Below are 23,979 nucleotides of genomic sequence, written 5' to 3'. Positions count from 1 at the left end.
GGTGGCGGCGACGCATGACGAGCATGTCGAGGGCCCGGGTGGCCCGGCGCATCGCGGCCGGGGCGGCGTACGGCGGTGGCGGGGCCGGTCTGGTCGGCGCGGCCGTCGTCGGCCTGGTGCTGGCGGAGGTGCGGCTGGCCCGGCGGCAACTGGGCAACGGGCTCAGCGACCGGGTGCCGTCGGCCGACGGCGTGTACGGGCGCGCGTACGACATCCCGGGCGAACCGCCGCTGCGGCTGGCCATGCTCGGCGATTCCACGGCGGCGGGGCAGGGCGTGCACCGGGCGGGCCAGACGCCGGGGGCGCTGCTGGCCTCGGGGCTGGCGGCGGTGGCAGAGCGCCCGGTGGAACTGCGCAACGTGGCGGTCACCGGCGCGCGGTCGGACGACCTGGAGCGTCAGACGGGGCTGCTGCTGTCCGCCCCCGGGCCCGTCCCCGACGTGTGCGTGATCATGATCGGCGCGAACGACGTGACCCACCGGATGCCGCCGGCCCAGTCGGTACGGCACCTGTCGACGGCGGTACGGCGGCTGCGCACGGCCGGCGCGGAGGTGGTGGTCGGCACCTGTCCGGACCTCGGCACGATCGAGCCGGTGCAGCAGCCGCTGCGGTGGCTGGCCCGGCGGGCGTCCCGGCAGCTCGCGGCGGCCCAGACGATCGGGGTGGTGGCGCAGGGCGGGCGCACGGTGTCGCTGGGGGATCTGCTCGGCCCGGAGTTCGAGGCGAATCCGCGGGAGTTGTTCGGGCCGGACAACTACCACCCGTCGGCCGAGGGGTACGCCACGGCGGCGATGGCCGTCCTGCCGACGGTGTGCGCGGCACTGGGGCTGTGGCCGGAGGAGGAGCGGCCGGACGCGTCGCGCCGCGAGGGTTTCCTGCCCGTCGCCCGTGCCGCGGCCGAGGCGGCGGCGGAGGCGGGGACGGAGGTCACGGCGGCGATGCCGGCGGGGCCGCGGGGACCGTGGGCGCTGCTCAAACGCAGGCGCCGCCGGCGCGTTCCGGAAGCCGAGCCGGCGACTCCGTCGGTGTGAGCGGGTCCCGGCCCTGCCGTTGCCGGGGCACCCGACCCTGCCCTTTCCCGGGTACCGGGTCCTGCCGTTCGCGGGTACCGGGTCCTGCCCTTTCCCGGGTGCCGGGTCCTGCCGTTCGTGGGGGCCCGGCCTGGCCCTTCCCGGGCACCCGGACCTGCCCTTCCCGGGGCACCCGGCCCCGCCCTTCCCGCGGGGTCCGCCCTTCCCCGCGCCACCCGAGGAAAGCAAGCGCTTAGAAAACTGCGGTCAGTGTCACACCGCGACACCGGTGACCTGGACCATACGGCCGGGTAACTTCCCAACCGGCCCTGCCCAACCTCCTTCCCCTGGAGCCGTGATGCCCGAAGCCGTCATCGTCTCGACCGCCCGCTCCCCCATCGGCCGCGCGAACAAGGGCTCCCTGAAGGACCTGCGCCCGGACGACCTCACCGCCACGATCATCCAGGCCGCGCTCGACAAGATCCCCGAGCTCGACCCCAAGGACATCGACGACCTGATGCTCGGCTGCGGCCTCCCCGGCGGCGAACAGGGCCACAACCTCGGCCGCGTCGTCGCCGTGCAGATGGGCATGGACCACCTGCCGGGCTGCACGATCACCCGCTACTGCTCCTCCTCCCTGCAGACCTCCCGCATGGCGCTGCACGCCATCAAGGCCGGCGAGGGCGACGTCTTCATCTCGGCCGGCGTCGAGATGGTCTCCCGCTACGCCAAGGGCAGCTCCGACGGCATGCCGGACACGCACAACCCGCTGTTCGCCGAGGCCGAGGCCCGCACCGAGGCCGTCGCCCGGCAGGAGGGCTCGACCTGGCACGACCCGCGCGAGGATGGCCTGCTGCCCGACCCGTACATCGCGATGGGCCAGACCGCCGAGAACCTCGCCCGCTGGAAGGGCGTCACCCGCCAGGAGATGGACGAGTTCGGCGTCCGCTCCCAGAACCTCGCCGAGCAGGCCATCAAGAACGGCTTCTGGGAGCGCGAGATCACCCCGGTGACCCTCCCCGACGGCACGGTGGTCAGCAAGGACGACGGCCCGCGCGCCGGCGTCACCCTGGAGGGCGTGGCCGGCCTGAAGCCGGTCTTCCGCCCCGACGGGCTCGTCACCGCCGGCAACTGCTGCCCGCTCAACGACGGCGCCGCCGCGCTCGTCATCATGTCCGACACCAAGGCGCGCGAGCTGGGCCTGACCCCGCTCGCCCGGATCGTCTCCACCGGCGTCTCCGGCCTCTCGCCCGAGATCATGGGCCTCGGCCCGGTCGAAGCCAGCAGGCAGGCGCTGAAGCGCGCGGGCCTGACCATCGACGACATCGACCTGGTCGAGATCAACGAGGCGTTCGCCGCCCAGGTGATCCCCTCCTACCGGGACCTGGGCATCGACCTCGACAAGCTGAACGTCAACGGCGGCGCCATCGCCGTCGGCCACCCCTTCGGCATGACCGGCGCGCGGATCACCGGCACGCTCATCAACTCGCTCCAGTGGCACGACAAGCAGTTCGGCCTGGAGACCATGTGCGTCGGCGGCGGCCAGGGCATGGCGATGGTCATCGAGCGCCTCAGCTGACCCGCCCCCACGGTCCGTAGCGGGCCTGGCACGGTACGTCACGAAAGGGCCCAGAACCGGGGAAACACCACGGTTTTGGGCCTTTCCGTGACCCAATCTCCCCCAGGATGTGACCTATCTCGCTCGCCGGGCGCATCACCGCAGGTCAGCGGCGATCAGCTCGACACACGGCGAAATCGCGTGCCGTACGTCCTGTCCGATTCGTGACGTTACGCACTGACAGCTGGTTAGTCCGCCCTTCAAGCTGATGTAGGAAGTCGGGGGACGACCTTGAACCGGGAGTATGTCAGTGAGCGCCATGCCGATCGCCCTGCTGCTCACCACGGCAGCCACCGGCGCCGTGGGTGTCGCCGTCCTGCGCACCGTCCTGAAGCTGCGCCGCCAGCTCACCGAGTTGCAGCGGCAGCTCGCCGATGACCAGGCGGCCACCGCGCGCGCCCTGCTGCCCGGTGCCCGTTCCGCCGCCGACGCCGACCGGATACGGGCGGCCGTGGCGGAGGCGCTCGCGGAGGAACGGGAGCGGGAGCTGGCCGAGGCGCGGGCCTTCTGGGCCGCCCAGGAGGCCCGGGACGCCTCCGACGCGCCGATGCTGTTCGGCCTGCCCGAGGGCGATCTGTTCCTGCCCCGGCAGGCGGACTTCGCGGGCCTGGAGCCGCTGGAACCGGTGACCGAGCCGACCGCCGACGCCGAGGACTTCTCCGGGGCCGAGTCCCCGGAGCTGGCCGCCGCCCGCCGCCGGCACCCCTCGCACCCGGACTTCGTCCCGGCGCAGTCCCCGGCCGTGGGCGACCACGAGCGCACGGTGGCCGCCCTGGAGGAGCTGGCCGCCGGGCAGGTGCGGCTCGCCGATGTGCGCCCCGGCCCGCTGGGCACGCTCGACGTCTACGTCTTCGCCGACGGCACCACGCTGTGCATGACCCCGGGCCACCGCGAGACGGCGGAACGGCTGGCCGCGGCGCTGGAGTCGGGCGAGACGCCGTACCTCCTGGGCGGCTCTGGCGTCTCGGGCTCGTACACCCTGACCTTCGCGTGCGGCGAGGACATGGTGTACGTCCTGGCCGACCGGGTGATCGCGTCCCTGTAGTACCCAGAGGGCCCGGAGTACCCGAAGTACCTGTAGCACCCGAGAGCCCGTAGTACCCGTAGCACCCGAGTACCGGTGATACCCGTAGTACCCGTGACCCCGTAGGCGCGCGGGCCGGGAGTCTCAGACCCCGGCCCGCCGCCGCGCCTCCTCCACCAGGCGCACGGCCTCGGCGACCTGGTCGTCGCCGTCCAGCACGACCGCGAGGTCATGGGCGGCCACCAGGATCTGGTCGGCGGCGGCGAACATCCCGGCGTCCGGCATCTCGCGGGGCTCCGCGCCGGGTGCTTCCTTCCGCTGGGCCCACCCGGACAGCTCCCGGGCCAGTGCCAGCGCCTCCGCCGCGGCCCCGCGCTGGAGCCGGCTCTGCGGTGCGGCCCGCAGCCGGTCGGCGAAGTGGTCCACTGCTTGGGTCAAGGGCGTCGTATCAACCACCCGCCGAGCGTAACGTGCCGCACTGTTGCCAATACGCGAACGCTCAGGCACGGTGACGTGAAGGACCGGCTTACATCCCCTTTGTGTCCGGAGGCGCCGATGTCCCACGTCTTCTCCGAGGAGACCCACCGCAATCTGCTCGCCCGCATCCCGCACTGCACCGGTCGTGAAGTGTCCGACTGGCTGCTAGCCGTAGAAGAAGGCCCGGCTCTGTTCCGCTTCGAGGAGAAGGTCAGCTGGCTCCGGCACGAGTACGACCTGGCGTACGGCCACGCCAAGGCGATCGTGCACGAGTACGACTTGAGGAGGGCGGCGCGCAGGCTGCTCTGAACGCGGAAGTGCCCCGGGTGGATCACCCGGGGCACTTCGCCGCTTCAGCGACCGTCGCTAGTCGTTACTGCTGAAGATGGCCACCAGCCGCAGCATCTCGACGTAGATCCACACCAGGGTCATGGTGAGGCCGAACGCGGCGAGCCAGGACTCGCTGCGCGGGGCGCCGTAGGCGATGCCGTCCTCGATCTGCTTGAAGTCCAGCGTCAGGAAGAACGCGCCGAGCACGATCGCGATGATGCCGACGAGCGCGCCGAGCGGGCCGAAGCTGCGCAGCCCGCCGTCCCCGGCGACACCGAAGACGACCAGCAGCAGGTTGACCGCCATGACCGCCATGAAGGCGATCGCGATGGACAGGCCGATGCGGGCGTAGCGGGCGGTGACGCGGATCCAGCCGGCCTTGTAGATCAGCAAGGTGGCGCCCGAGACCGCCATGGTGCCGAGCACCGCCTGGAACGGGGCGCCGCTCCAGCGGCTGTTGAACATCTCGCTGAAGACGCCGAGGAAGACGCCTTCGAAGGCGGCGTAGCCGAGGATCAGCGCGGGCGAGGGCGTGCGCTTGAAGCTCTGGACCATGGCCAGGACGAACGCGATCAGCGCGGAGCCGACGGCCAGGCCGTAGCTGGTGCCGGAGACCGGCAGCAGCGCCCAGGCGAGGACGGCGCCGACGGCGACCGTGCCGAGCGTGAGGGCCGAGCGGACGACGACGTCGTCCATGGTCATCCGGCCGGTGGTGACCGGGGCCTGGACGTCCGCCTGCGCGTACGGGTTCTGGGCGTAGGGATTCTGCGCGTACGGGTTCTGCGCGTACGGGTTGCCCTGTGCGGACCCGGCCTGCGGTGCGGTGTTGAAGCCGGCGTAGCCGTTGTCGCGGCTGAAGCCCCGTCGCGAGAAGACCGGGTTGCTGCTCCTCATTTCACTCCTCCATGACTGCCGACTGCAGTCTTGGCTCAAGAGTAATGGATTGGCAAAGGACCGACCATGATACTTGAGGAGGATCCTTCCCCTTGCATAGTGCGCAACACGCTACGCGGACTCCCGATTCCCGGCCATGGAGGCGGGGCTAACCGAGGGGGAACCCGGTGTACGCCTCGGCGAGGTCGGTCTCGGCCGCGCGGGAGGAGGCGATCCGGTCCAGCCGGGCGAGCTGGAGCCGGGCGTCGAAGGGGGTGGCGTCCGGGGCGCGGTGCAGCAGGGTCGTCATGTCGTAGGAGAACCGTTCGGCCTGCCAGACGCGGCGCAGGCAGGTCGCCGAGTAGGCGTCGAGGAGTTCGGGGGAGCCGGTCTCCCGCTCGTGGGCGAGGGCCCGGGCGAGGGTGACGACGTCGCCGACGGCGAGGTTCAGGCCCTTGGCGCCGGTCGGCGGCACGATGTGGGCGGCGTCGCCGGCGAGGAAGAGCCGGCCGTGCCGCATCGGCTCGTGCACGAAGGAGCGCATGGGGGTCACCGACTTCTGGGTGATGGGGCCGCGCTCCAGCTTCCAGTCGTCGTCCGTCTCCAGCCGCCGTTCCAGCTCGTCCCAGATCTCCTCGTCGCCCCACTGCCCGGCGTCCGTTCCCGCGGGGACCTGGAGGTAGAGCCGGGAGACGGCCGGGGACCGCATGGACAGCAGGGCGAAGCCGCGCTCGTGCCGGGCGTAGACGAGCTCGTCGTGCGAGGGGGCGACGTCGGCGAGGATGCCGAGCCAGGCGTACGGGTACGACCGCTCGAACACCCGGGAGACCTCGGCCGGGAAGGCGTTGCGGGCCACGCCCCAGAACCCGTCGCAGCCGACGACGTACTCGCACTCCAGCACGTCCTCGCGCCCCTGGTGCCGGAACGGAATCCGCGGCCGGTCGGTCTCAGCGCCCTCCACCGTCAGGGCCTCGGCCTCGAACAGCAGCGGCCCGCCCTCCTCCATCTGGAGCGCGATGAGGTCCTTGCAGACCTCGGTCTGGGCGTAGACGGTCACGGACCGCCCGCCGGTGAGCGCGGGGAAGTCGACGCGGTGGCGGCGCCGGTCGAACCGCAGCTCGATCCCGTCGTGCCGCAGCCCCTCCCGGTCCAGTCGCTCCCCGGCCCCGGCGGCGCGCAGTACGTCGACCGTGCCCTGCTCCAGGATCCCGGCGCGCTGCCGCCGCTCGACGTAGGCACGGTCGCGGCTCTCCAGGACGACCGACTCGATCCCGGCGCGACGCAGCAGCCGCGCGAGCAACAGCCCGGCCGGCCCCGCCCCGATGATCCCCACGGTGGTACGCATCGACCGTCCCCTTCTCTCCACGCTGTTCGCCAGGTGAACTTTCCTTCACCATTTGCCCGCGAGTCTCGGCCCCACGGACCCGGACTGTCAATGGTCGGTTCCGGATCGCGGGATCAGGGGGACGCCGACGTCCGGCGACGCGGTGACAGCGGTCGCGGGAGGGCGTCGGGAGAGGAGGAGGGGGCTGCGGGAAGCGGCCGGAGCCGACGGAGCGTCCTTGTACTGGGGTCGTAAACGTACAAAACGCGCCAAGAGGCGGAAAGTGCCCGGAGCCGGACTCGAACCGGCACGCCCGCGAAGGGGCAGCGAGGTTTAAGCTCGCCGTGTCTGCATTCCACCATCCGGGCTTGCCAGGGGCTCCGCATCGAGGGTCCGAGCCTATCGGGGCCCCTCCCCCGAACAGCGGATGGGTGCACCGATGTTGTCTTATTTTATTGACGTCTGAGTGGGCATCAGCGGACGGAACTGGCCATCCGCACTTGCCAATAGCGTGCCGCGAGAGTGGTGCCCGTGTACGCGAAATGACGGAATTTCACCGCTCGAACAAGACCGGTCCACCGGTTAACGAGATCCCGGACAGCCGCCGGAGCGCCCCGTGCCTCTCAGGGTCGGCCGTCCTCCCCAGGTATGACACGGCGGGCCCGCGTCCGACCCCAGTCGCCCCCCGGAACCGGAACAGCGACTGACTCCGGGGGCGCACCGCGCCGGGACGATGGAACGGTCCCCAGGAAACACGTCGTCCCGACAGGAGCACCGTCCCGTGACCACCACACCCACCGCCGGCCGGACCACCGCCGTAGCCGCGCGCGCCATGGAGCTGTCGAAGATCTACGGGCAGGGTGAGACCCGGGTGGTCGCCCTGGACCGGGTCTCCGTCGACTTCCGGGCCGCCGAGTTCACCGCCATCATGGGCCCGTCCGGCTCCGGCAAGTCCACGCTGATGCACTGCGTGGCCGGTCTGGACACCTTCTCCTCCGGGTCCGTGCGGATAGGCGACACCGAGCTGGGCTCCCTGAAGGACAAGCAGCTCACCAAGTTGCGCCGGGACAAGATCGGCTTCATCTTCCAGGCGTTCAACCTGCTGCCGACGCTGACCGCGCTGGAGAACATCACCCTCCCGATGGACATCGCCGGGCGGAAGCCGGACAAGGCGTGGCTGGATCAGGTCATCCAGATGGTGGGCCTGTCCGGGCGCCTGGGCCACCGGCCCTCCCAGCTGTCCGGCGGCCAGCAGCAGCGCGTCGCCGTGGCCCGCGCCCTCGCCTCCAAGCCCGAGATCATCTTCGGCGACGAGCCCACCGGCAACCTGGACTCGCGCTCCGGCGCCGAGGTCCTCGGCTTCCTGCGCAACTCCGTGCGCGAGCTGGGCCAGACGGTGGTCATGGTGACCCACGACCCGGTGGCCGCCGCCTACGCGGACCGGGTGATCTTCCTGGCCGACGGCCGGATCGTCGACGAGATGTACGGCCCCACGGCCGAGTCCGTCCTCGACACGATGAAGCAGTTCGACGCGAAGGGCCGTACCAGCTGATGTTCCGCACCGCCCTGCGCAACGTCCTCGCGCACAAGGCCCGGCTGTTGATGACCGTGCTCGCCGTCATGCTCGGCGTGGCGTTCGTCTCCGGCACGCTGGTCTTCACCAACACCCTCTCCGACGCCTACCAGAAGAGCTTCGCCAAGGGCTTCGACCAGGTCGACGTCGCCGTACACCCCAAGTACCAGGATTCCAAGGGCGATCGGGTCGGCAAGGACGCCGAGCTGACCCAGGCCCTGCTGGACAAGGCCGCCAAGGTCCCCGGGGCCGCCTCCGCCACCGGTGTCGTCACCGGCTTCACCGCCGTCGCCGGCAAGGACGGCGAACTCGTCGGCGGCGACTGGCAGTCGGCCGGCGGCAACTACTGGGGCGTCAAGGACCCCCGCTACCCCCTGGTCAGCGGTCGCGCCCCGCACGGCAAGGGCGAGGTGCTGATCGACTCCGCGACGGCCGAGCGGTCCGGCTTCAAGGTCGGCGACACCGTGCGCCTGTCCGTCGACGGCCCGGTCCTCACCCCCACCGTCAGCGGCATCTTCACCACCGACGACGGCAACGTGGCCGCCGGCGGCAGCCTCACCCTGTTCGACACGCCGACCGCGCAGTCCCTGTTCGGCAAGAAGGGCACGTACGACGAGATCGACGTCCAGGCGGCGGCCGGAACCAGCCAGCAGGCGCTCAAGGCCGCGCTGGACAAGGCCCTGCCCGCCAAGCTGGTGGAGACCACCACCGGCGAGCAGCTCGCCGACGACCAGGCGGTGGCGATCGCCGACTCGATGAGCGGCCTGAAGCAGAGCCTGCTGGTGTTCGCGGGCATCGCCCTGTTCGTCGGCACCTTCATCATCGCCAACACCTTCACCATGCTGGTCGCCCAGCGCACCCGCGAGCTGGCCCTGCTGCGGGCGGTCGGCGCCTCCCGCCGCCAGGTCACCCGCTCGGTGCTCGTCGAGGCACTCGCGGTCGGCACGGTCGCCGGCGTGGCCGGTCTGGCCGCCGGTGTCGGCATCGGCGCCGGTCTGCGCTCCCTGCTGGGCTCCATGGGCGAGAGCGTGCCCAACGGACCGCTGGTGATCAGCCCCGGCACGGTGGTCGCCGCCCTCGCCGTCGGCATCCTCATCACCGTGCTCGCCGCCTGGCTGCCCGCCCGCCGGGCCGCGAAGATCCCGCCGGTGGCGGCGATGAGCAGCCTGCACGCCAAGGCCACCACCAAGTCCCTGGTCCTGCGCAACACGCTCGGCTCGCTGTTCGCGGCCGCCGGGATCGCGGTGGTCCTCATGGCCACCGGCATGAGCGCCGACTCCGCCCAGGGCCCGATGGGCATCGGCGCGGTCCTGCTGATCATCGGTGTGTTCGTGCTGACCCCGCTGCTGTCCCGCCCGCTGATCGCCGCCGCCGCTCCGGTGCTGCGCGCCTTCGGGGTGTCGGGCAAGCTGGCCCGCCAGAACTCGGTGCGCAACCCGCGCCGTACCGCGGCCACCGCCTCCGCGCTGATGATCGGCCTGACCCTGATCACCGGCATGACGGTGATGGCGGGCAGCCTCCAGACCTCCATCGACCGGCTGGCCAGCTCGGCGATCCGGGCCGACTACGTCGTCTCGATGGCCAACCGCGGCCCGCTCTCCCCCGACGTGGCGAAGAAGCTCGCCACCGCCGACGGGGTCACCACCAGCAGCCCGCTGCGCAACGCCGAGTCCCGTATCGACGGCGGCACCGAGTGGCTGACCGGCGTCGACGGCGCGGCCATCGGCAAGCTGACCGACCTGAAGGTGACCGACGGCTCCTTCGCGGTGGACGGCACGCGGATCGTCGTGGACCAGGACCGGGCCAAGGAGCACGGCTGGAAGCCCGGTTCGCGGCTCACCGCGCACTTCGAGGACGGCGCGGCCCGCCGGCTGACCGTCGCCGGGGTCTACGAGGGCAACGACATGATCAACGGGATCATCCTCGACAACAAGGTCCTCACCCCGCACCTGAGCGACCCCGCCGACATGCAGGTCATGGTCAAGATGGCGGACGGCGCGTCCGACGCGGCCAAGGACGCGCTGGTGAAGACCCTCGGCACCAACCCGGCGATCAAGATCCAGGACAAGCAGGACATCTCCCACGAGATCGGGAACGTGTTCACGCAGGTGCTGAACATGGTCTACGGCCTGCTCGGCATGGCGGTGATCGTCGCCGTGCTGGGTGTCGTCAACACGCTGGCCATGTCCGTCTTCGAGCGCGCGCAGGAGATCGGCATGCTCCGTGCGATCGGCCTGGACCGCCGGGCGGTCAAGCGGATGGTCCGTCTGGAGTCCCTGGTGATCTCCCTGTTCGGCGGCGTGCTCGGCCTCGGCCTGGGCGTGTTCTTCGGCTGGGCGGCCGGCGAACTGCTCGCCACGAAGATACCGACGTACGAACTGATCCTGCCCTGGGGCCGGATGGCGGTCTTCCTGCTGCTGGCGGGCCTGATCGGCGTCCTGGCCGCGCTGTGGCCGGCCCGCCGCGCGGCCCGGCTGAACATGCTCGCGGCCATCAAGGCCGAGTAGCGGTCGCACGCACGAAGTGGAGGGGGCCCCTCAAGCAGGGGCCCCCTCGCCGTGCGTACAGACAGTTCCGTGCGTACCGGTCAGCCGTGCCAGGTGCGGGGCCGCAGGGCGAGCCCGGAGGCGCCGGAGACGGGGGTGCGGATCGCGAGGACCTGGTTGACACCGATCCGGTTGCGTTCGAAGGCGAGTGCGGAGGCGGCCATGTACAGCCGCCACACCCGGGCCCGGCCCGGGCCGGTGAGCCCGACCGCGCGGTCCCAGTCGTCCTCCAGGTTGGCCACCCAGCGGCGCAGGGTGCGGGCGTAGTGCTCGCGGATGGACTCCACGTCCCGCACCTCGAACCCGGCCCGCTCCAGCTGGGTGACGGTGGTGCCGACGGGGGCGAGTTCGCCGTCGGGGAAGACGTAGGCGTCGATAAACTCGTCCACCTCGTACGCCGACTCGTCCCGCTGCGGGCGGCGGGCGATCTGGTGGTTGAGCAGCCGGCCGCCGGGCTTGAGCAGGGCGTACAGCTGGCGGGCGTACTCCAGGTAGCGTTCGGCGCCGACGTGTTCGGCCATGCCGATGGAGGAGATCGCGTCGTAGGGGCCGTCCACGACGTCCCGGTAGTCCTGGACCCTGATCTCCACCCGGTCGGTCAGCCCGGCGTCGGCGACGCGCTTGCGGGCGTAGGCGGCCTGTTCCTGCGACAGGGTGACCCCGACGACGCTCACCCCGTGCTCGCGGGCCGCGTGGATGGCCATGGAGCCCCAGCCGCAGCCGACGTCGAGCAGCCGCTGACCCTCCTTCAGGCCCAGCTTGGCGCAGATCAGTTCGAGCTTGTCGCGCTGGGCGGTCTCCAGGGTGCCGTCCTCCTCCCAGTAGGCGCAGGAGTACACCATGGAGGGGCCGAGGACGATCTCGTAGAAGTCGTTGCCGACGTCGTAGTGGTGGCTGATGGCCCGCTTGTCGGTGCGGCGGGTGTGCAGGTGCCGGCGGGGTCTGCGCATCTCCTCGCGCGGCGGGGTGGGCGGGATCGGCGGGCCGGCCAGTTTCAGCAGGTCGCGGACGGCGGCCCGGACGGCGGGGTCGCGCACGGCCTGGCGCAGGGTGCGGGCGTCCTCGCCGCGCTCCCAGATCAGGCCGGCCATCGCGTCCAGCGCGGTGTACAGGTCGCCCTCGACGTCCAGGTCACCGGAGACCCAGGCGCGGGCGAGGCCCAGTTCACCGGGTTTGAAGAGCATCCGGCGCAGGGCGCGGCGGTTGCGCACCACGAGGGCCGGCGCGTCCGGCGGGCCGGCCTGCGATCCGTCCCAGGCCCTCAGCCGCACCGGGAGCGGGGCCCCCAGTACCTGCTCGGCAAGACTCCTCAGCCGCTGTGCGGCGTCGGCCATGACGCACACCTCCGTGACGGACGATCCCGGAATGCCAACACCACGTAAACACACGCGGCCCCCGGCCGTAGTCCCCGCGCCGTGTTGCGGCCGGGTAAAAAGCGGGTATGCGCCGGCCGCTTCCCGCCCGGGGGGCGATCGGTTCCGGACAGCCCGAAGGGGCCGCCCGCACCACGGATGGCAGGCGGCCCCTTCGGGATCGGACGAGTGACCGGGAGGTCAGGAGGCCTTGGCCTTCTCCTCCGGCTTGGCGGCGGCGACCGGGGCCGGCTTGGCGGCCTCGTAGAACTCCTCGCGCGGGTTCTCCATGGCGCCCAGGGAGACGACCTCACGCTTGAGGAACATGCCCAGCGTCCAGTCGGCGAAGATCCGGATCTTGCGGTTCCAGGTCGGCATCGCCATACCGTGGTAGCCGCGGTGCATGTACCAGGCGAGACGGCCCTTGAGCTTGATCTTCATCTTGCCCATGACGATCATCGCCACGCCCTTGTGCAGGCCGAGGCCGGCGACCGCGCCCTTGTTGGCGTGCTCGTACTCCTTCTGCGGGAAGCCCCGCATGCCGGAGACCACGTTGTCGCCGAGGACCTTGGCCTGGCGCAGCGCGTGCTGGGCGTTCGGCGGGCACCAGGCGTTCTCGTTGCCCGCCTTGCGGCCGACGAGGTCCGGGACCTGTGCGTTGTCACCGGCGGCCCAGATGTAGTCCGTGCCCTTGACCTGGAGCGTGGGCTCGCAGTCGACGTGGCCGCGCGGACCGAGGGGCAGGCCGAAGCGGGCGAGGGCCGGGTTCGGCTTGACGCCGGCCGTCCACACGATCGTGTTGGCGTCGACCTCGAGGCCGTTCTTCAGCACCACGTGGCCGTCGACGCAGGAGTCCATCGAGGTGGAGAGGTAGATCTCCACGCCCCGGCTCTCCAGGTGCTCCTTGCCGTACTGGCCGAGCTTGGGGCCGACCTCGGGCAGGATCTTGTCGGCGGCGTCGACGAGGATGAAACGCATGTCCTCGCGGGACACGTTCTTGTAGTACTTGGCCGCGTCCCGGGCCATGTCCTCGACCTCGCCGATGGTCTCCGCGCCCGCGAAGCCGCCGCCGATGAAGACGAAGGTGAGCGCCTTGCGGCGGATCTCCTCGTCGGTCGTGGAGTCGGCCTTGTCCAGCTGCTCCAGAACGTGGTTGCGCAGGCCGATGGACTCCTCGATGCCCTTCATGCCGATGCCCTGTTCGGCGAGGCCGGGGATCGGGAAGGTGCGGGAGACCGCGCCCATGGCGATGACCAGGTAGTCGAAGGGCAGCTCGTACGCCTCGCCCACCAGCGGGGCGATCGTGGCGACCTTGCGGTCCTGGTCGATGGTGGTGACCCGGCCGGTGAGGACCTCCGCCTTCGGCAGCACGCGTCGCAGCGGGACGACGACGTGGCGAGGGGAGATGCTGCCGGCGGCGGCTTCGGGGAGGAAGGGCTGGTAGGTCATGTACGACCGGGGGTCGACGACCGTGACGGTCGCCTCGCCGTAGCGCATCTTCTTGAGGATGCGCCGAGCTGCGTACAGGCCTACGTACCCACCGCCTACTACGAGGATCCTGGGACGCTCCGTGGTGCTCATGCCATCGAGTATCCACCCGCCCCAGGGGGGTCGCTCGTGCGCCCCTTCACAAGAACCGACAGGCCCTGTGTTAAACTCCGCGACCCGCGTGACCGAGGTCATGCGGCCCGGCGGGAACCGCGCGGCGGTTCGCCCCGTTGTCAAGGCCGCGTGAGCAGCCTCTCCGGAGTCGCGGGGTGGTCGTGAGAGTGCCGTGAAGCCTCCGGGACAACCTCCTCCAGGGCCCGTTCGCGCCCTTCATCTGAACATGTTCAAACGGTCTTTGATGCCCCGGAAGGGCCAACCGGCCCCATTCGGGGGACCCCCGGGACCGAATTCCTTGTGAAGAACTTCACGAAGTTTTCCGCGCGCGTACGGCGAAGGGCCCCCGAGGGGGCCCTCCGGACCGCTCAAACGTTATCCAACCTGCTCAGCGGTCGGCTACCGACGAGTAACAAAAGAGACCTACGCCACCGACCACGCGATGCCGTCCAGGATGTCGTGCTCGCTCACCACGACCTCCTCGGCGCCGGTGCGTTCCATGATCGCGAGCAGGACGAGGGCGCCCGCCCCGATGACATCGACCCGGCCGGGGTGCATGGACGGGACGGCGGCGCGCTCGGCGTGCGTGGAGCGCAGCAGCCACTCGGTGATCTCCCGGACGCGGCCCTTAGAGATCCGGGAGTGGTGGATGCGCGCGGAGTCGTACGCGGGCAGTTCCTGGGCGATCGCCGACACCGTGGTGACGGAGCCGGCCAGCCCCACCAGGGTGCGCGCCTCGCGCAGCGGGACCGTCCGCCCGGCCAGGTCCAGGGCGGCCTCCACATCGGCCCTTATGGCGGCGATCTGCTCCCCGGTGGGCGGGTCGGAGACCTTGCCGTCGTGCACCAGGTGCCGCTCGGTCATGCGCACGCAGCCGATGTCCACCGACCGCGCGGCGCGCACGTGGTCGTCGCCGACGACGAACTCGGTGGAGCCGCCGCCGATGTCCACCACCAGGTACGGCCGGGCGAGGTCGGTGCGCCCGGTGAGTTCCTTCGTGGCGCCGGTGAAGGAGAACTCGGCCTCCTGGTCGCCGCTGATGACCTCCGGCTCCACCCCGAGGATGTCCAGCACGCCGCGCGTGAAGTCCTCGCGGTTCTCGGCGTCCCGGGAGGCGGAGGTGGCGACGAAGCGGACCCGCTCGGCACCGTGCTCCTTGATGACCCCGGCGTACTCGCGGCAGGCGGCGAAGGTGCGCTCCAGCGCCTCCGGGGCGAGCCGGCCGGTGCGGTCGACGTCCTGGCCGAGCCGCACGATCGTCATCCGGCGGTCCAGCTCGGTCAGTTCCCCCGTCGCCGGATCGGCGTCGGCGACCAGCAGCCGGATGGAGTTCGTGCCGCAGTCGACGGCGGCCACACGGGTCACTTCGCGTCCTCCTCGGGGGTGCCGGCCGTCACGCACGCGCCCTTGCGCCACCACTCCGGCAGCATCGCCAGGGCCTCGTCGCCGAGCGGGTTCACGCCCGGCCCCGCGGCCAGCGAGTGGGCGACGAGGACGTGCAGGCACTTCACCCGGTCGGGCATGCCGCCCGCGCTCGGGAAGCCCTGGAGGACCTCGATCTCGTCCCGGCGCCGGATGTAGTCCTCGTGCGCGGCCCGGTAGGCGGCGGCCAGCTCGGGGTCGCTCTGGAGCCGCTCGGTCATCTCCTTCATCACGCCGTTCGCCTCCAGCGTGCCGATGGCGGAGGACGCCTTCGGGCACGTCAGGTAGTACAGCGTCGGGAAGGGCGTGCCGTCGGGCAGACGCGGCGCCGTCTCCACGACGTCCGGCTGACCGCACGGGCAACGGTGCGCGATGGCCCGAAGGCCCCGCGGCGGGCGGCCCAGCTGCTGCTTGAAGGCCTCTACGTCCGCGTCGGTGGGCTCGGTGCGCGGAGTGGGCGGCGGAGGGGTTTCCATGACTGGCTGTCGGAGACTTTCTGTCGGTTCACTGATCGGAGGCATCGGACTTGTCGACGCCGTCCCAGACGTTCGCGTACCAGGGCCGGCCGGCGGCCCCGAGGTCGGCGCGGGACTGCTTGGCCGCGCCGGGGTCGACGACCACGTACCCGGTCTCGCCGGGCCGTACGTAGTGCAGCCGGCGGCGGATCTGCTGCTCGGCGTAGGCGTCGTCCTGCCAGCGCGCCTTGAGGTCCCGCAGCCGCTCCACCCGCTCGCGGGCCTGCCGCTGCTCGCGCTGGAGATCGGCGATCTCCGCGCGCTGGGAGACGTACTGCCGCATCGGGTAGGCGAGGGCGACGATCATCGTGCACAGCACCAGCGCGAGCAGCGCCGCCCGCCCGGTGAGCCGGGAGCGGCGGGCCTGCCGTTTGGTCTGCGAACGGTAGACGCGGGCCGCGGTCTGCTCGCCGAGCAGCCTGATCCTGGTCGCGGTGGAGAACCGGTCACGGTCCTTCACGCCCATCTTCCCCGCCTCCCGTCACACGCGCGTACGTCCCCGGACACGGTACGGGACCGGGTACGGGGACGTACGTACGACTGGCTAGGACTTAGCCCAGGTTGGGTCGGGCTCAGCCCTTGAAGCGCGGGAAGGCGCTGCGGCCGGCGTACACCGCGGCGTCGTCGAGGATCTCCTCGATGCGCAGCAGCTGGTTGTACTTGGCGACGCGCTCGGAGCGGGCCGGGGCGCCGGTCTTGATCTGGCCGCAGTTGGTGGCGACGGCCAGGTCGGCGATGGTGACGTCCTCGGTCTCGCCGGAGCGGTGGGACATCATGCACTTGAAGCCGTTGCGCTGGGCCAGCTCGACGGCGTCCAGGGTCTCGGTGAGCGAGCCGATCTGGTTGACCTTGACCAGCAGGGCGTTGGCGGCGCCCTCCTCGATGCCCTTGGCCAGGCGCTCCGGGTTGGTGACGAACAGGTCGTCGCCGACCAGCTGCACCTTGTCGCCGAGCTTGGCGGTGATGGTCTTCCAGCCCTCCCAGTCGTCCTCGAAGAGCGGGTCCTCGATGGAGACCAGCGGGTACGCCGCGACCAGCTCGGCGTAGTACTCGGTCATCTCGGCGGCGGTGCGGTTCTTGCCCTCGAAGAGGTACGAACCGTCCTTGTAGAACTCGGACGCGGCGACGTCGAGCGCCAGGGCGATCTGCTCGCCGGGGGTGTAGCCGGCCTCCTTGATCGCCTCCAGGATGAGGTCGAGGGCCTCACGGTTGGAGCCGAGGTTCGGGGCGAAGCCGCCCTCGTCGCCGAGGCCGGTGGACAGGCCCTTGTTCTTCAGGACCTTCTTCAGGGTGTGGTAGACCTCGGTGCCCCAGCGCAGGGCCTCGGAGAAGGACTCCGCGCCGATCGGGGCGATCATGAACTCCTGGATGTCCACGTTGGAGTCGGCGTGCGAGCCGCCGTTCAGGATGTTCATCATCGGCACCGGCAGCAGGTGCGCGTTCGGGCCGCCCAGGTAGCGGAAGAGCGGCAGGTCGCTGGCCTCGGAGGCGGCGTGGGCGACGGCGAGCGAGACGCCGAGGATGGCGTTGGCGCCGAGGGAGCCCTTGTTGTCGGTGGCGTCCAGGTCGAACATGGCCTGGTCGATCAGCCGCTGCTCGGTGGCGTCGTAGCCGACCAGCTCGGGGCCGATCTGCTCGATGACGGCGAGGACGGCCTTCTCGACGCCCTTGCCCTGGTAGCGGTTCGGGTCACCGTCGCGCAGCTCGATGGCCTCGAAGGCGCCGGTCGAGGCGCCGGACGGCACGGCGGCACGACCCGTGCTGCCGTCGTCGAGGCCGACCTCGACCTCGACCGTGGGGTTGCCTCGGGAGTCCAGGATTTCCCGGGCTACGACGACGTCGATGGACGGCACGAGCATCTCCTTCTTGGATGTGACGCTGGAAGTGCGGGGCTGGTGTGCCTTGCGACTAGAGCCTAACCGTCCCGGGCCGCTCGGCTGTCGACCGACCGCCCCGTGGACAGGGCGACGGTACCTTTTGTTTCTGCGCGAAACAAAGGGGTCGGGTCAATTCCGGACCGGAGGCGCCGGGCCGGACACGGAAAACCCCGCCCCGGCGCGTACGGGGGAACACGCGCCGGGGCGGGGAGCCCTTGGGGGACGGGGGTGACCCGCACGGGCCTTGGGGGGCCGCCTGGTTGTGCGGGCTGGGGGCCCGGGGGGTGTACGGGCCTTGGGGGCCGTGGATGTACGAGGCCCGGGGGCCTTGCGTACGAGGCCCGGGGGCTTGGTCGTACGGGGCCCGGGGGCCTTGGGGTCGTACGGGGCCCGGGAGGGAACCCGGGGCCCGCCGGGATGTGCGGGCCGTGGGGTCCCCCCGGGGGGGGGCTTACTTCAGGTGGAGCTGCTGGCCCGGGTAGATGAGGTCGGCGTCCTGGACGATGTCCTTGTTCAGCTCGAACAGCTTCTGCCAGCCGCCCGCGACCTTGTGCTCCGCGGCGATGGTGCTGAGCGTGTCGCCCTCGACGACCTTGTACTCGCCGTCACCCTTCTTGACCTTCTTGCCGGTCGGGGTGGTGACGGTCTTGCTCGCGCCGCCGGTGCTCTTGCCCGCGCTCGTGCTCGTGCTCTTGCTCGTGGAGGCGGCCAGGCGCTCCGCGGAGCGGGAGGCGGCCTGCTGGTCGGCGGAGCGGGTGGAGGTGCCCGAGTCCTGGGTGGACGGGGCGGACGGCGCCGGGGCGGAGCCGTTGTACGGGGTACTCGACAGACCCGTGCCGCAGACCGGCCAGGCGCCCTTGCCCTGGGAGGCGAGGACCTTCTCGGCGACGGCGATCTGCTGCGCCTTGCCGGCCTGGTCGGCGGTGGCGGCGTACTGCGTGCCGCCGTACGCGGCCCAGGTGGAGGCGGAGAACTGCAGACCGCCGTAGTAGCCGTTGCCGGTGTTGATGGACCAGTTGCCGCCGGACTCGCACTGGGCGACCGCGTCCCACTGGGAGGCGGTGGCGGCGGAGGCGTTGCCGGCCGCCATCAGCGGGGCGGCGACGGCGGCGCCGGTGACACCGGCGAGCGTGACGGCGCGAACGGCCTTGGACGGACGACGGTGCTTGCCCTTGCCGGAAAACAGCATGGATCGATTCCCCTCACCGACGCCTGCGAGGTGAGCTGTCGGGTTCGGGCCGGTTGAGTTGCCCGGCCGCGTACGACGCTTTCGCGTGACGCGGCTTCACCCCCAGCCGGTCCCAGCCTCAACTGCTGGGCCCGGCACTTACCTTGGGTCCCCCGCTCCTGCCTACGGCGCTTGACGCGACGACTGTTCCCGGGCGACCGCCGGCAGGATTCGGCGTGGCGGAAGCCGGGGCTCGCGGTGACGAGCGGCCTCGACCGTAGGCAGGTGATCGCCGGAATTTCAAAGACGATCAGGGCTTCTGAGACTCATCCCACACTTTCGCCAAACCGGACATTCAGGCGGTAAGCGGGGCGCCAAGTCCCGCTACTCCGCGTCCGTTTCGCCCTGAACATTCAGGGTCTGACCGGCGGTGATGTGGTTCGGGTCGGCACCGATGGCCTTCTTGTTGCCGGCGTACAGCGCGTGCCACCCGCCGTCGACGTCAAGGGAGTCGGCGATGGAGGACAGCGAGTCGCCCTGGCGGACTGTGTAGGTGTCCGGTTCGCGGGAGGCGTGACGGCCGGAGGAGGTGTCGTTCTGACCGTTTGTCAGGGTTTCGTCCGCGCTCGGGCCCCGGTGGCGTCCGCCGGTGCCGACGGCGCCGGTGTCGACCAGGCTCCAAGACCCGGCCGCCTGCTGCGGGTTGTCCACGGTCCCGGCGTCCGGGGTGGCCGTCGGGGAGCCGCCGGGGTACTGGGGGTGGCCGGTGCCGGGCGTGGGGGACGTGTCCGGCCCGGTGGTGCCGGTCCCGGCGGACCCGGGGGTCTCGCCCGCGCCCTCGCCCGCCGCCTTGCCCGCATCTTCACCAGTGGCCTTGCCCGCGCCCTTGTCACCCTTGTCGGCCTTGTCGCCCTTGTCCTGCTTGGTGGGCGGCGTGCCGGTCGGGTCGGAGGAGTGGCCGGACCCCGGGTCGGCGGTGGAGCCGGTGGAGTCCGTGGAACCCGTAGAGCCCGTGGTAGGCGACGCGTCCGGCCGGTCGGACGGGTCGGAGGTTCCGGGAGCCTTGGACGTACCGGAGTCGCCGGCCGATCCGGACGCGTCCGTCGAACCGCCGGTGCCGCCGGAGTCGCCGACGCCCGTGTCGACGTCCATGGACCCCGAGTTCCGCGTCAGGCCGGAGAGCAGGGCGCAGGTGGCCCAGGGGGCGGTGCCCCGGTCAGCCAGGATCTTCTCGGCGACGGCGATCTGCTGCTGGCGGCTGGCCTGGTCGGGGCTGGCCGCGTACCGGCCGCCGCCGTACTTGTCCCAGTCGTCCTGCGAGATCTGCAGGCCGCCGTAGTACCCGGTCCCGTTGTCCGCGCTCCAGGAGCCGCCGCTCTCGCACTCGGCCACCTTGTCCCACGTGGTGCCGTCGGCCGCGTTGGCGCTCGCCGCGCCGAGGAGCGGGATGGCGATGGCGGAGCCGGTCACTCCGGCCGCGACGAGGAGGGCCGGAGCCTGGCGGGGGCGACGGTGTCGACCGTTCCCGGAGAGCATGCAGAAGCCTTTCGAGCGACAGCAGGACCGGCGCGGCGGTTGGAGCCGCTCGCCGCGCTGATGGGTGAACGTATCGGCAGACGATCACTTGTCACAAGTTCATGCCGCACAGATCACGTGAAGATCACAGAGTTGAGAAAGTGTCACCTTTGTCTGGAGGGACTGTGTTCAGGCGGGCGGTGTGAACTCCACCGGCAGCGTGCGCAGGCCCCGCATGATGAGCCCGCCGCGCCAGCGCAGGTCGGCCGGATCGGCGGCGAGCCGCAGGTCGGGCAGGCGGGTGAACAGGGTGGCCAGCGCGGTCTGGCCCTCCAGCCGGGCGAGCGGGGCGCCCAGGCAGTAGTGGATGCCGTGGCCGTACCCGAGGTGCTGGTTGTCGCGGCGGCCGAGGTCCAGCACGTCCGGGTCGGCGAACCGCTCCGGGTCCCGGTCGGCGGCGGCGAGGACGACGAGCACCGGGTCGCCCGGCGCTATGTCCTGCCCGCCGATGGTCAGCGGCTCGGTGGCGAACCGCCAGGTGGCCAGCTCCACCGGACCGTCGTAGCGCAGGAGTTCCTCGACGCCCGTCTCCAGCAGGTCCCGTTCGCCGCGGGTCAGGGAGTCCTGGAACCGGGTGCGCTGGCCGGGGTGGGTGAGCAGGGCGTAGGTGCCGTTGCCGATGAGGTTGACGGTCGTCTCGAAGCCGGCGAACAGCAGGATGAAGGCCATCGCGGCGGCCTCGTTCTCGGTGAGGTGCTCGCCGTGGTCGGAGGCGCGGATCAGGCCGGAGATCAGGTCCTCGCCGGGCGCGGGCGTGGCGGACAGCGCCTCGCGCTTCTTGTGGATCAGCTCGGCGAGATAGCCGCGCATCTTCTTCACGGACCGCGCGACCCCTCCCCTCGGTCCTCCCCCGTGCCGGATCATCATGCCCGCCCAGTCCCGGAAGTCGTCCTGGTCCTCGCGCGGGACGCCGAGCAGGTCGCAGATGGCGTAGATGGGCAGCGGGAAGGCGAACTCGTGGATGAGGTCGGCGGAGCCGGTCTTCGCGAACCGGTCGATGAGCTGGTCGGTCAGCTCCTGCACCCGGGGGGCGAACTCGGCGACCCGGCGCGGGGTGAACGCCTTGCTGACCAGCCTGCGCAGCCGGGTGTGGTCCGGCGGGTCGATGTTCAGCAGGTGCGTCATCAGCTCGGCCTTGCGCTCGCCGGGGATGCCGGTCTTGCCCTTGGCGTGCGCGGGCTCGTCGTGGTGGGCCGGGTTCTTGCTCAGCCGCTGGTCGGCCAGGGCCTGCCGGGCATCGGCGTACCGGGTGACCAGCCATGCCTCGACCCCGCTCGGCAGCCGCGTCCGATGCACGGGGGCGTGCTCGCGCAGCCAGGCGTAGGCGGGGTAGGGGTCGGCGGCGAACTCCCACGTGAAGAGGGCGGGGGCCGGCTGGGCGGGCGCCTGCTGGTGGGCGGGGGCCGGCTCGTCGGCAGAGGCCGCCTCGTGGGCGGGGGCCGGCTGGGCGGGGTGGTGCTGGTCGGTCACTCTTCGACGGTATCCGGCGGGGCGGGTGCCTCGCCGGGCGCCTTCGGGCGGCGGGGCGAGGGCCCAGTCCGGGGGCGGGGCGGCGGCCCAGTTCGGCGGCCGGGCGGCCGGACAGCGGGCCAGGCCGACGACCGGGTAGCCGGACAGCGGGGCAGTCCGGTGGCCGGGCGGCGGGGCGGCGGGGCGGCGGCCCAGTCCAGCGGCCGGGCGGCGGGGCAACGGCCCAGGCCGGTGACCCGGGCAGCGGCCCCGTTCGGCGGCGGGCCAGGCCGGTGGCCGGGCGGTGCCAGGTGGGAGACCCGGGTGCCGGAGGGCGGACCGGCTACGCCTCGTCCTCCTTTTCGTCGCCCGCCGCGCGCGCCGCCTCGCTGTCCTTGATCGCGTCCCGGTACACCCGGGCCGCCGCCCGCAGCGCCGCCTCCGGGTCGACGCCGTCCGCCTCGGCGGCGACGGCCAGCGCCAGCAGCTCGTACCCGATGCCCTCGCCGCGGGGCAGGGGCACCTCCAGGCCCGCCGTGCGGACACGGGACGCGAGCTTGGCGGCCAGGGCCAGGCCGGGCTGGCCGAGCGGGACGCCCTCGGTTATCGAGGTGCGCCGCTTCTCCTCGGCCTTGGTGCGCAGCCAGTGCTCCTTGACGTCCTCCGGGGTCTCCGCCCGCTCGTCGCCGAAGACGTGCGGGTGGCGGTGGATCAGCTTGGCGACGATGCCGCCGGCCACGTCGTCCACGGAGAACGGCGCGTCCGGGTCCTCCTCGGCTATCCGGGAGTGGAAGACGACCTGGAGGAGGACATCGCCCAGTTCCTCGCGCAGCTCCTCGCGGTCGCCGGCCTCGATCGCCTCGACCAGTTCGTACGCCTCCTCGATGCCGTACTTGGCCAGGCCCTCGTGGGTCTGCCGGGAGGACCAGGGGCACTCGGCGCGGATGCGGTCCATGACCTGCACCAGGTCCAGCAGGCGGGCGCCGGGCAGGTCGTAGGAGGCGGGGAGCAGCTCCAGCTCCGGCATGGCGACCCGGCCGGAGCCGGCCAGCCGGGCGAGGCCGTCGGTGAGCGCCGGTTCCCCCTCGCCGGTCGCCACGACCACCACCGTCCGCCCGCCGGCACAGGCGTCGACCAGTTCCCCTGCGGTGGGGGACGCCTGCGTGACCGCTATCCCGGCCTCGCGCAGATACGGCAGCTGCGGGTGCGCGCCGTCCGCGCACAGCACGGTGTCGGCGGTGCGCAGGGCCTGCCAGGCGGGCCAGGACAGCAGGCCGGGGGCGACGCGGTGGCTGGTGGTCAGCAGGACGACACGGCCGGGGGCGGGGCTGGGTTCGGGGCGGGCTTCGGCGCTGGATTCGTTCACGGTCCGAACGTAACCCACGACGCGAAGGGGCGGATCGAGTTATCCACAGGACCCAGGCACTCGTGTGACCGTACGACCGGAAGCTCCGTTTCCGGTTCCGTTTTCGGTTCCGTTTCGGTTCAGGATCCGCGCCGGGCCGCCGCCCAGCCCTGTTCCCCGTCCGGCCCCGTCCGCTCGCCGTCTACATCGTCACCGGCTGTCCGCCCGCGACCGCCGTGGCCTCCCGTACCCATGGTGTCTTGGCGTCCACCCGGCTGCTCTTCTGCACGTCCCAGGAGCCGTAGCGCGGGTTGAGGTCCACGTGGAGCTCCGTGGACGCCTTGGACAGGGCCTTCCAGAACGCGGGCTGGCTGGTGTCGGTGCCCAGCTCGGTGGCGAGCTTCTGCGCCTCCAGTTGCAGGCGCAGGTTGTCGTCGAGGCGGGCCGGCGCGATGCCGTACTTCTGCAGCCAGGCCGTCTCCAGGCCCTTGCCGCCGCCGGCCTGCTGCTCCAGGCCCGCGCGCATCCGCTGGATCTCCGCGCGGGTGACCGTGACGCCCTTGTCCCGGGCGGCGCGGTGCAGCACCCGGTCGAGCACCATGTTGTGCAGGGTGTCCCGGGTGAGGCTGCTGGTGGAGGAGACGACCTGCTGGTACTGCGTCTCGTCCGGTACCGCGGCCCGCTGGGCCCGGCGGACCTCCTCGACCCGGCTCTCCAGCTGGGCCACGGTGATCCGCTGCCCGCCGACGACGGCCGCGGCGCCCGGGTGCGCCTCGCTTCCGCAGGCGGTCAGCAGGGGGGCCGCGGCGGCGATCGCGGCGGTGAGGACGAGCGCGGTGCGACGGCGGCGGTGCAAGGTGAACCTCCTGGGGGGAGATTGTGCGACGGTGCACAAGGTC

20 protein-coding genes, 1 tRNA gene and 1 riboswitch are annotated in these 23,979 nt (G+C 71.7%); of the genes, 6 read left to right on the top strand and 15 right to left on the bottom strand.

From position 1 onward, the window contains the following. The first annotated feature begins 14 nt into the window (after nucleotides 1–14). The 3 genes from ACSURM_RS21935 (at nucleotide 15) to ACSURM_RS21925 (ending at nucleotide 3,673) form a co-directional block, all read left to right on the top strand. Nucleotides 15–1,031 carry an SGNH/GDSL hydrolase family protein gene (locus ACSURM_RS21935; protein ID WP_436957283.1) on the top strand — a complete coding sequence of 339 codons (1,017 nt, stop codon included), beginning with the start codon at nucleotides 15–17 and terminating at the stop codon, nucleotides 1,029–1,031. A gap of 337 nt (nucleotides 1,032–1,368) precedes the next feature. Continuing rightward, nucleotides 1,369–2,589, top strand: a complete 1,221-nt coding sequence (locus ACSURM_RS21930; RefSeq protein WP_436957281.1) for an acetyl-CoA C-acetyltransferase — start codon at nucleotides 1,369–1,371, stop codon at nucleotides 2,587–2,589. Between the two features lie 298 nt (nucleotides 2,590–2,887). Then, a complete protein-coding gene (locus tag ACSURM_RS21925) occupies nucleotides 2,888–3,673 on the top strand; it encodes a hypothetical protein (protein WP_436961161.1) in 786 nt (261 codons plus the stop codon). A gap of 123 nt (nucleotides 3,674–3,796) precedes the next feature. Here the strand turns inward: ACSURM_RS21925 and ACSURM_RS21920 are convergent, their stop codons facing one another. Next, complete coding sequence (locus ACSURM_RS21920; RefSeq protein WP_436957280.1) at nucleotides 3,797–4,108, bottom strand: hypothetical protein; 312 nt, start codon at nucleotides 4,106–4,108, stop codon at nucleotides 3,797–3,799. A 99-nt stretch (nucleotides 4,109–4,207) separates the two neighbouring features. Between ACSURM_RS21920 and ACSURM_RS21915 the strand changes: the two genes are divergently transcribed. Next, a complete protein-coding gene (locus tag ACSURM_RS21915) occupies nucleotides 4,208–4,438 on the top strand; it encodes a DUF4287 domain-containing protein (RefSeq protein WP_436957278.1) in 231 nt (76 codons plus the stop codon). Nucleotides 4,439–4,495: 57 nt separating this feature from the next. On the opposite strand, the gene ACSURM_RS21910 is transcribed toward ACSURM_RS21915, so the two are convergent. From ACSURM_RS21910 to ACSURM_RS21900, 3 genes are all read right to left on the bottom strand, one after another. Then, nucleotides 4,496–5,353: a Bax inhibitor-1/YccA family protein gene (locus ACSURM_RS21910; RefSeq protein WP_436957276.1), complete on the bottom strand. Its 858-nt coding sequence runs from the start codon at nucleotides 5,351–5,353 to the stop codon at nucleotides 4,496–4,498. A gap of 148 nt (nucleotides 5,354–5,501) precedes the next feature. Continuing rightward, nucleotides 5,502–6,677, bottom strand: a complete 1,176-nt coding sequence (locus tag ACSURM_RS21905; protein ID WP_436957275.1) for a 4-hydroxybenzoate 3-monooxygenase — start codon at nucleotides 6,675–6,677, stop codon at nucleotides 5,502–5,504. A 263-nt stretch (nucleotides 6,678–6,940) separates the two neighbouring features. After that, nucleotides 6,941–7,024, bottom strand: a tRNA-Leu gene (locus tag ACSURM_RS21900). Between the two features lie 413 nt (nucleotides 7,025–7,437). Between ACSURM_RS21900 and ACSURM_RS21895 the strand changes: the two genes are divergently transcribed. Both ACSURM_RS21895 and ACSURM_RS21890 read left to right on the top strand, forming a co-directional pair. Further along, the gene (locus ACSURM_RS21895) at nucleotides 7,438–8,208 is read left to right on the top strand and encodes an ABC transporter ATP-binding protein (protein WP_189752092.1); all 771 of its coding nucleotides are present in this window, start codon (nucleotides 7,438–7,440) and stop codon (nucleotides 8,206–8,208) included. Further along, nucleotides 8,208–10,736 carry an ABC transporter permease gene (locus ACSURM_RS21890; RefSeq protein WP_436957273.1) on the top strand — a complete coding sequence of 843 codons (2,529 nt, stop codon included), beginning with the start codon at nucleotides 8,208–8,210 and terminating at the stop codon, nucleotides 10,734–10,736. The genes ACSURM_RS21895 and ACSURM_RS21890 overlap by 1 nt, the downstream gene beginning before the upstream one ends. 80 nt (nucleotides 10,737–10,816) lie before the next feature. Here the strand turns inward: ACSURM_RS21890 and ACSURM_RS21885 are convergent, their stop codons facing one another. The 11 genes from ACSURM_RS21885 to ACSURM_RS21835 all read right to left on the bottom strand — a co-directional run bounded on the left by ACSURM_RS21885 (nucleotide 10,817) and on the right by ACSURM_RS21835 (nucleotide 23,936). Beyond that, complete coding sequence (locus tag ACSURM_RS21885) at nucleotides 10,817–12,109, bottom strand: class I SAM-dependent methyltransferase (protein WP_436957272.1); 1,293 nt, start codon at nucleotides 12,107–12,109, stop codon at nucleotides 10,817–10,819. Nucleotides 12,110–12,328: 219 nt separating this feature from the next. Continuing rightward, nucleotides 12,329–13,708: an NAD(P)/FAD-dependent oxidoreductase gene (locus tag ACSURM_RS21880; protein WP_436957271.1), complete on the bottom strand. Its 1,380-nt coding sequence runs from the start codon at nucleotides 13,706–13,708 to the stop codon at nucleotides 12,329–12,331. A gap of 444 nt (nucleotides 13,709–14,152) precedes the next feature. Beyond that, entirely contained in the window at nucleotides 14,153–15,094 is a 942-nt protein-coding gene (locus ACSURM_RS21875) for a Ppx/GppA phosphatase family protein (RefSeq protein WP_436957269.1), read from the bottom strand. Continuing rightward, nucleotides 15,091–15,627, bottom strand: a complete 537-nt coding sequence (locus ACSURM_RS21870) for a DUF501 domain-containing protein (protein WP_289967018.1) — start codon at nucleotides 15,625–15,627, stop codon at nucleotides 15,091–15,093. The genes ACSURM_RS21875 and ACSURM_RS21870 overlap by 4 nt, the downstream gene beginning before the upstream one ends. A gap of 28 nt (nucleotides 15,628–15,655) precedes the next feature. Further along, on the bottom strand, nucleotides 15,656–16,132 hold the full coding sequence (locus tag ACSURM_RS21865; RefSeq protein ID WP_436957267.1) for an FtsB family cell division protein: 477 nt from the start codon (nucleotides 16,130–16,132) through the stop codon (nucleotides 15,656–15,658). A gap of 106 nt (nucleotides 16,133–16,238) precedes the next feature. Further along, entirely contained in the window at nucleotides 16,239–17,519 is a 1,281-nt protein-coding gene (gene eno, locus ACSURM_RS21860; RefSeq protein ID WP_436957265.1) for a phosphopyruvate hydratase, read from the bottom strand. Nucleotides 17,520–17,994: 475 nt separating this feature from the next. Next, nucleotides 17,995–18,732 (bottom strand): transglycosylase family protein, encoded by a 738-nt coding sequence (locus ACSURM_RS21855; RefSeq protein ID WP_436957264.1) that lies wholly within the window; start codon nucleotides 18,730–18,732, stop codon nucleotides 17,995–17,997. 5 nt (nucleotides 18,733–18,737) lie between these two features. After that, nucleotides 18,738–18,912, bottom strand: a riboswitch (cyclic di-AMP (ydaO/yuaA leader). Nucleotides 18,913–19,095: 183 nt separating this feature from the next. Then, a complete protein-coding gene (locus tag ACSURM_RS21850) occupies nucleotides 19,096–20,247 on the bottom strand; it encodes a transglycosylase family protein (RefSeq protein WP_436957262.1) in 1,152 nt (383 codons plus the stop codon). Nucleotides 20,248–20,415: 168 nt separating this feature from the next. Beyond that, nucleotides 20,416–21,756: a cytochrome P450 family protein gene (locus ACSURM_RS21845; protein ID WP_436957261.1), complete on the bottom strand. Its 1,341-nt coding sequence runs from the start codon at nucleotides 21,754–21,756 to the stop codon at nucleotides 20,416–20,418. A gap of 322 nt (nucleotides 21,757–22,078) precedes the next feature. Next, on the bottom strand, nucleotides 22,079–23,101 hold the full coding sequence (locus ACSURM_RS21840) for a nucleoside triphosphate pyrophosphohydrolase (protein ID WP_436957260.1): 1,023 nt from the start codon (nucleotides 23,099–23,101) through the stop codon (nucleotides 22,079–22,081). A gap of 181 nt (nucleotides 23,102–23,282) precedes the next feature. Then, a complete protein-coding gene (locus ACSURM_RS21835) occupies nucleotides 23,283–23,936 on the bottom strand; it encodes a SurA N-terminal domain-containing protein (RefSeq protein WP_436957258.1) in 654 nt (217 codons plus the stop codon). Nucleotides 23,937–23,979: the final 43 nt, after the last annotated feature.

Source organism: Streptomyces sp. SudanB182_2057 (genome assembly GCF_964272715.1).
GTDB lineage: Bacteria > Actinomycetota > Actinomycetes > Streptomycetales > Streptomycetaceae > Streptomyces > Streptomyces rubradiris.
This window is presented reverse-complemented; position numbering and strand designations above follow the sequence as displayed.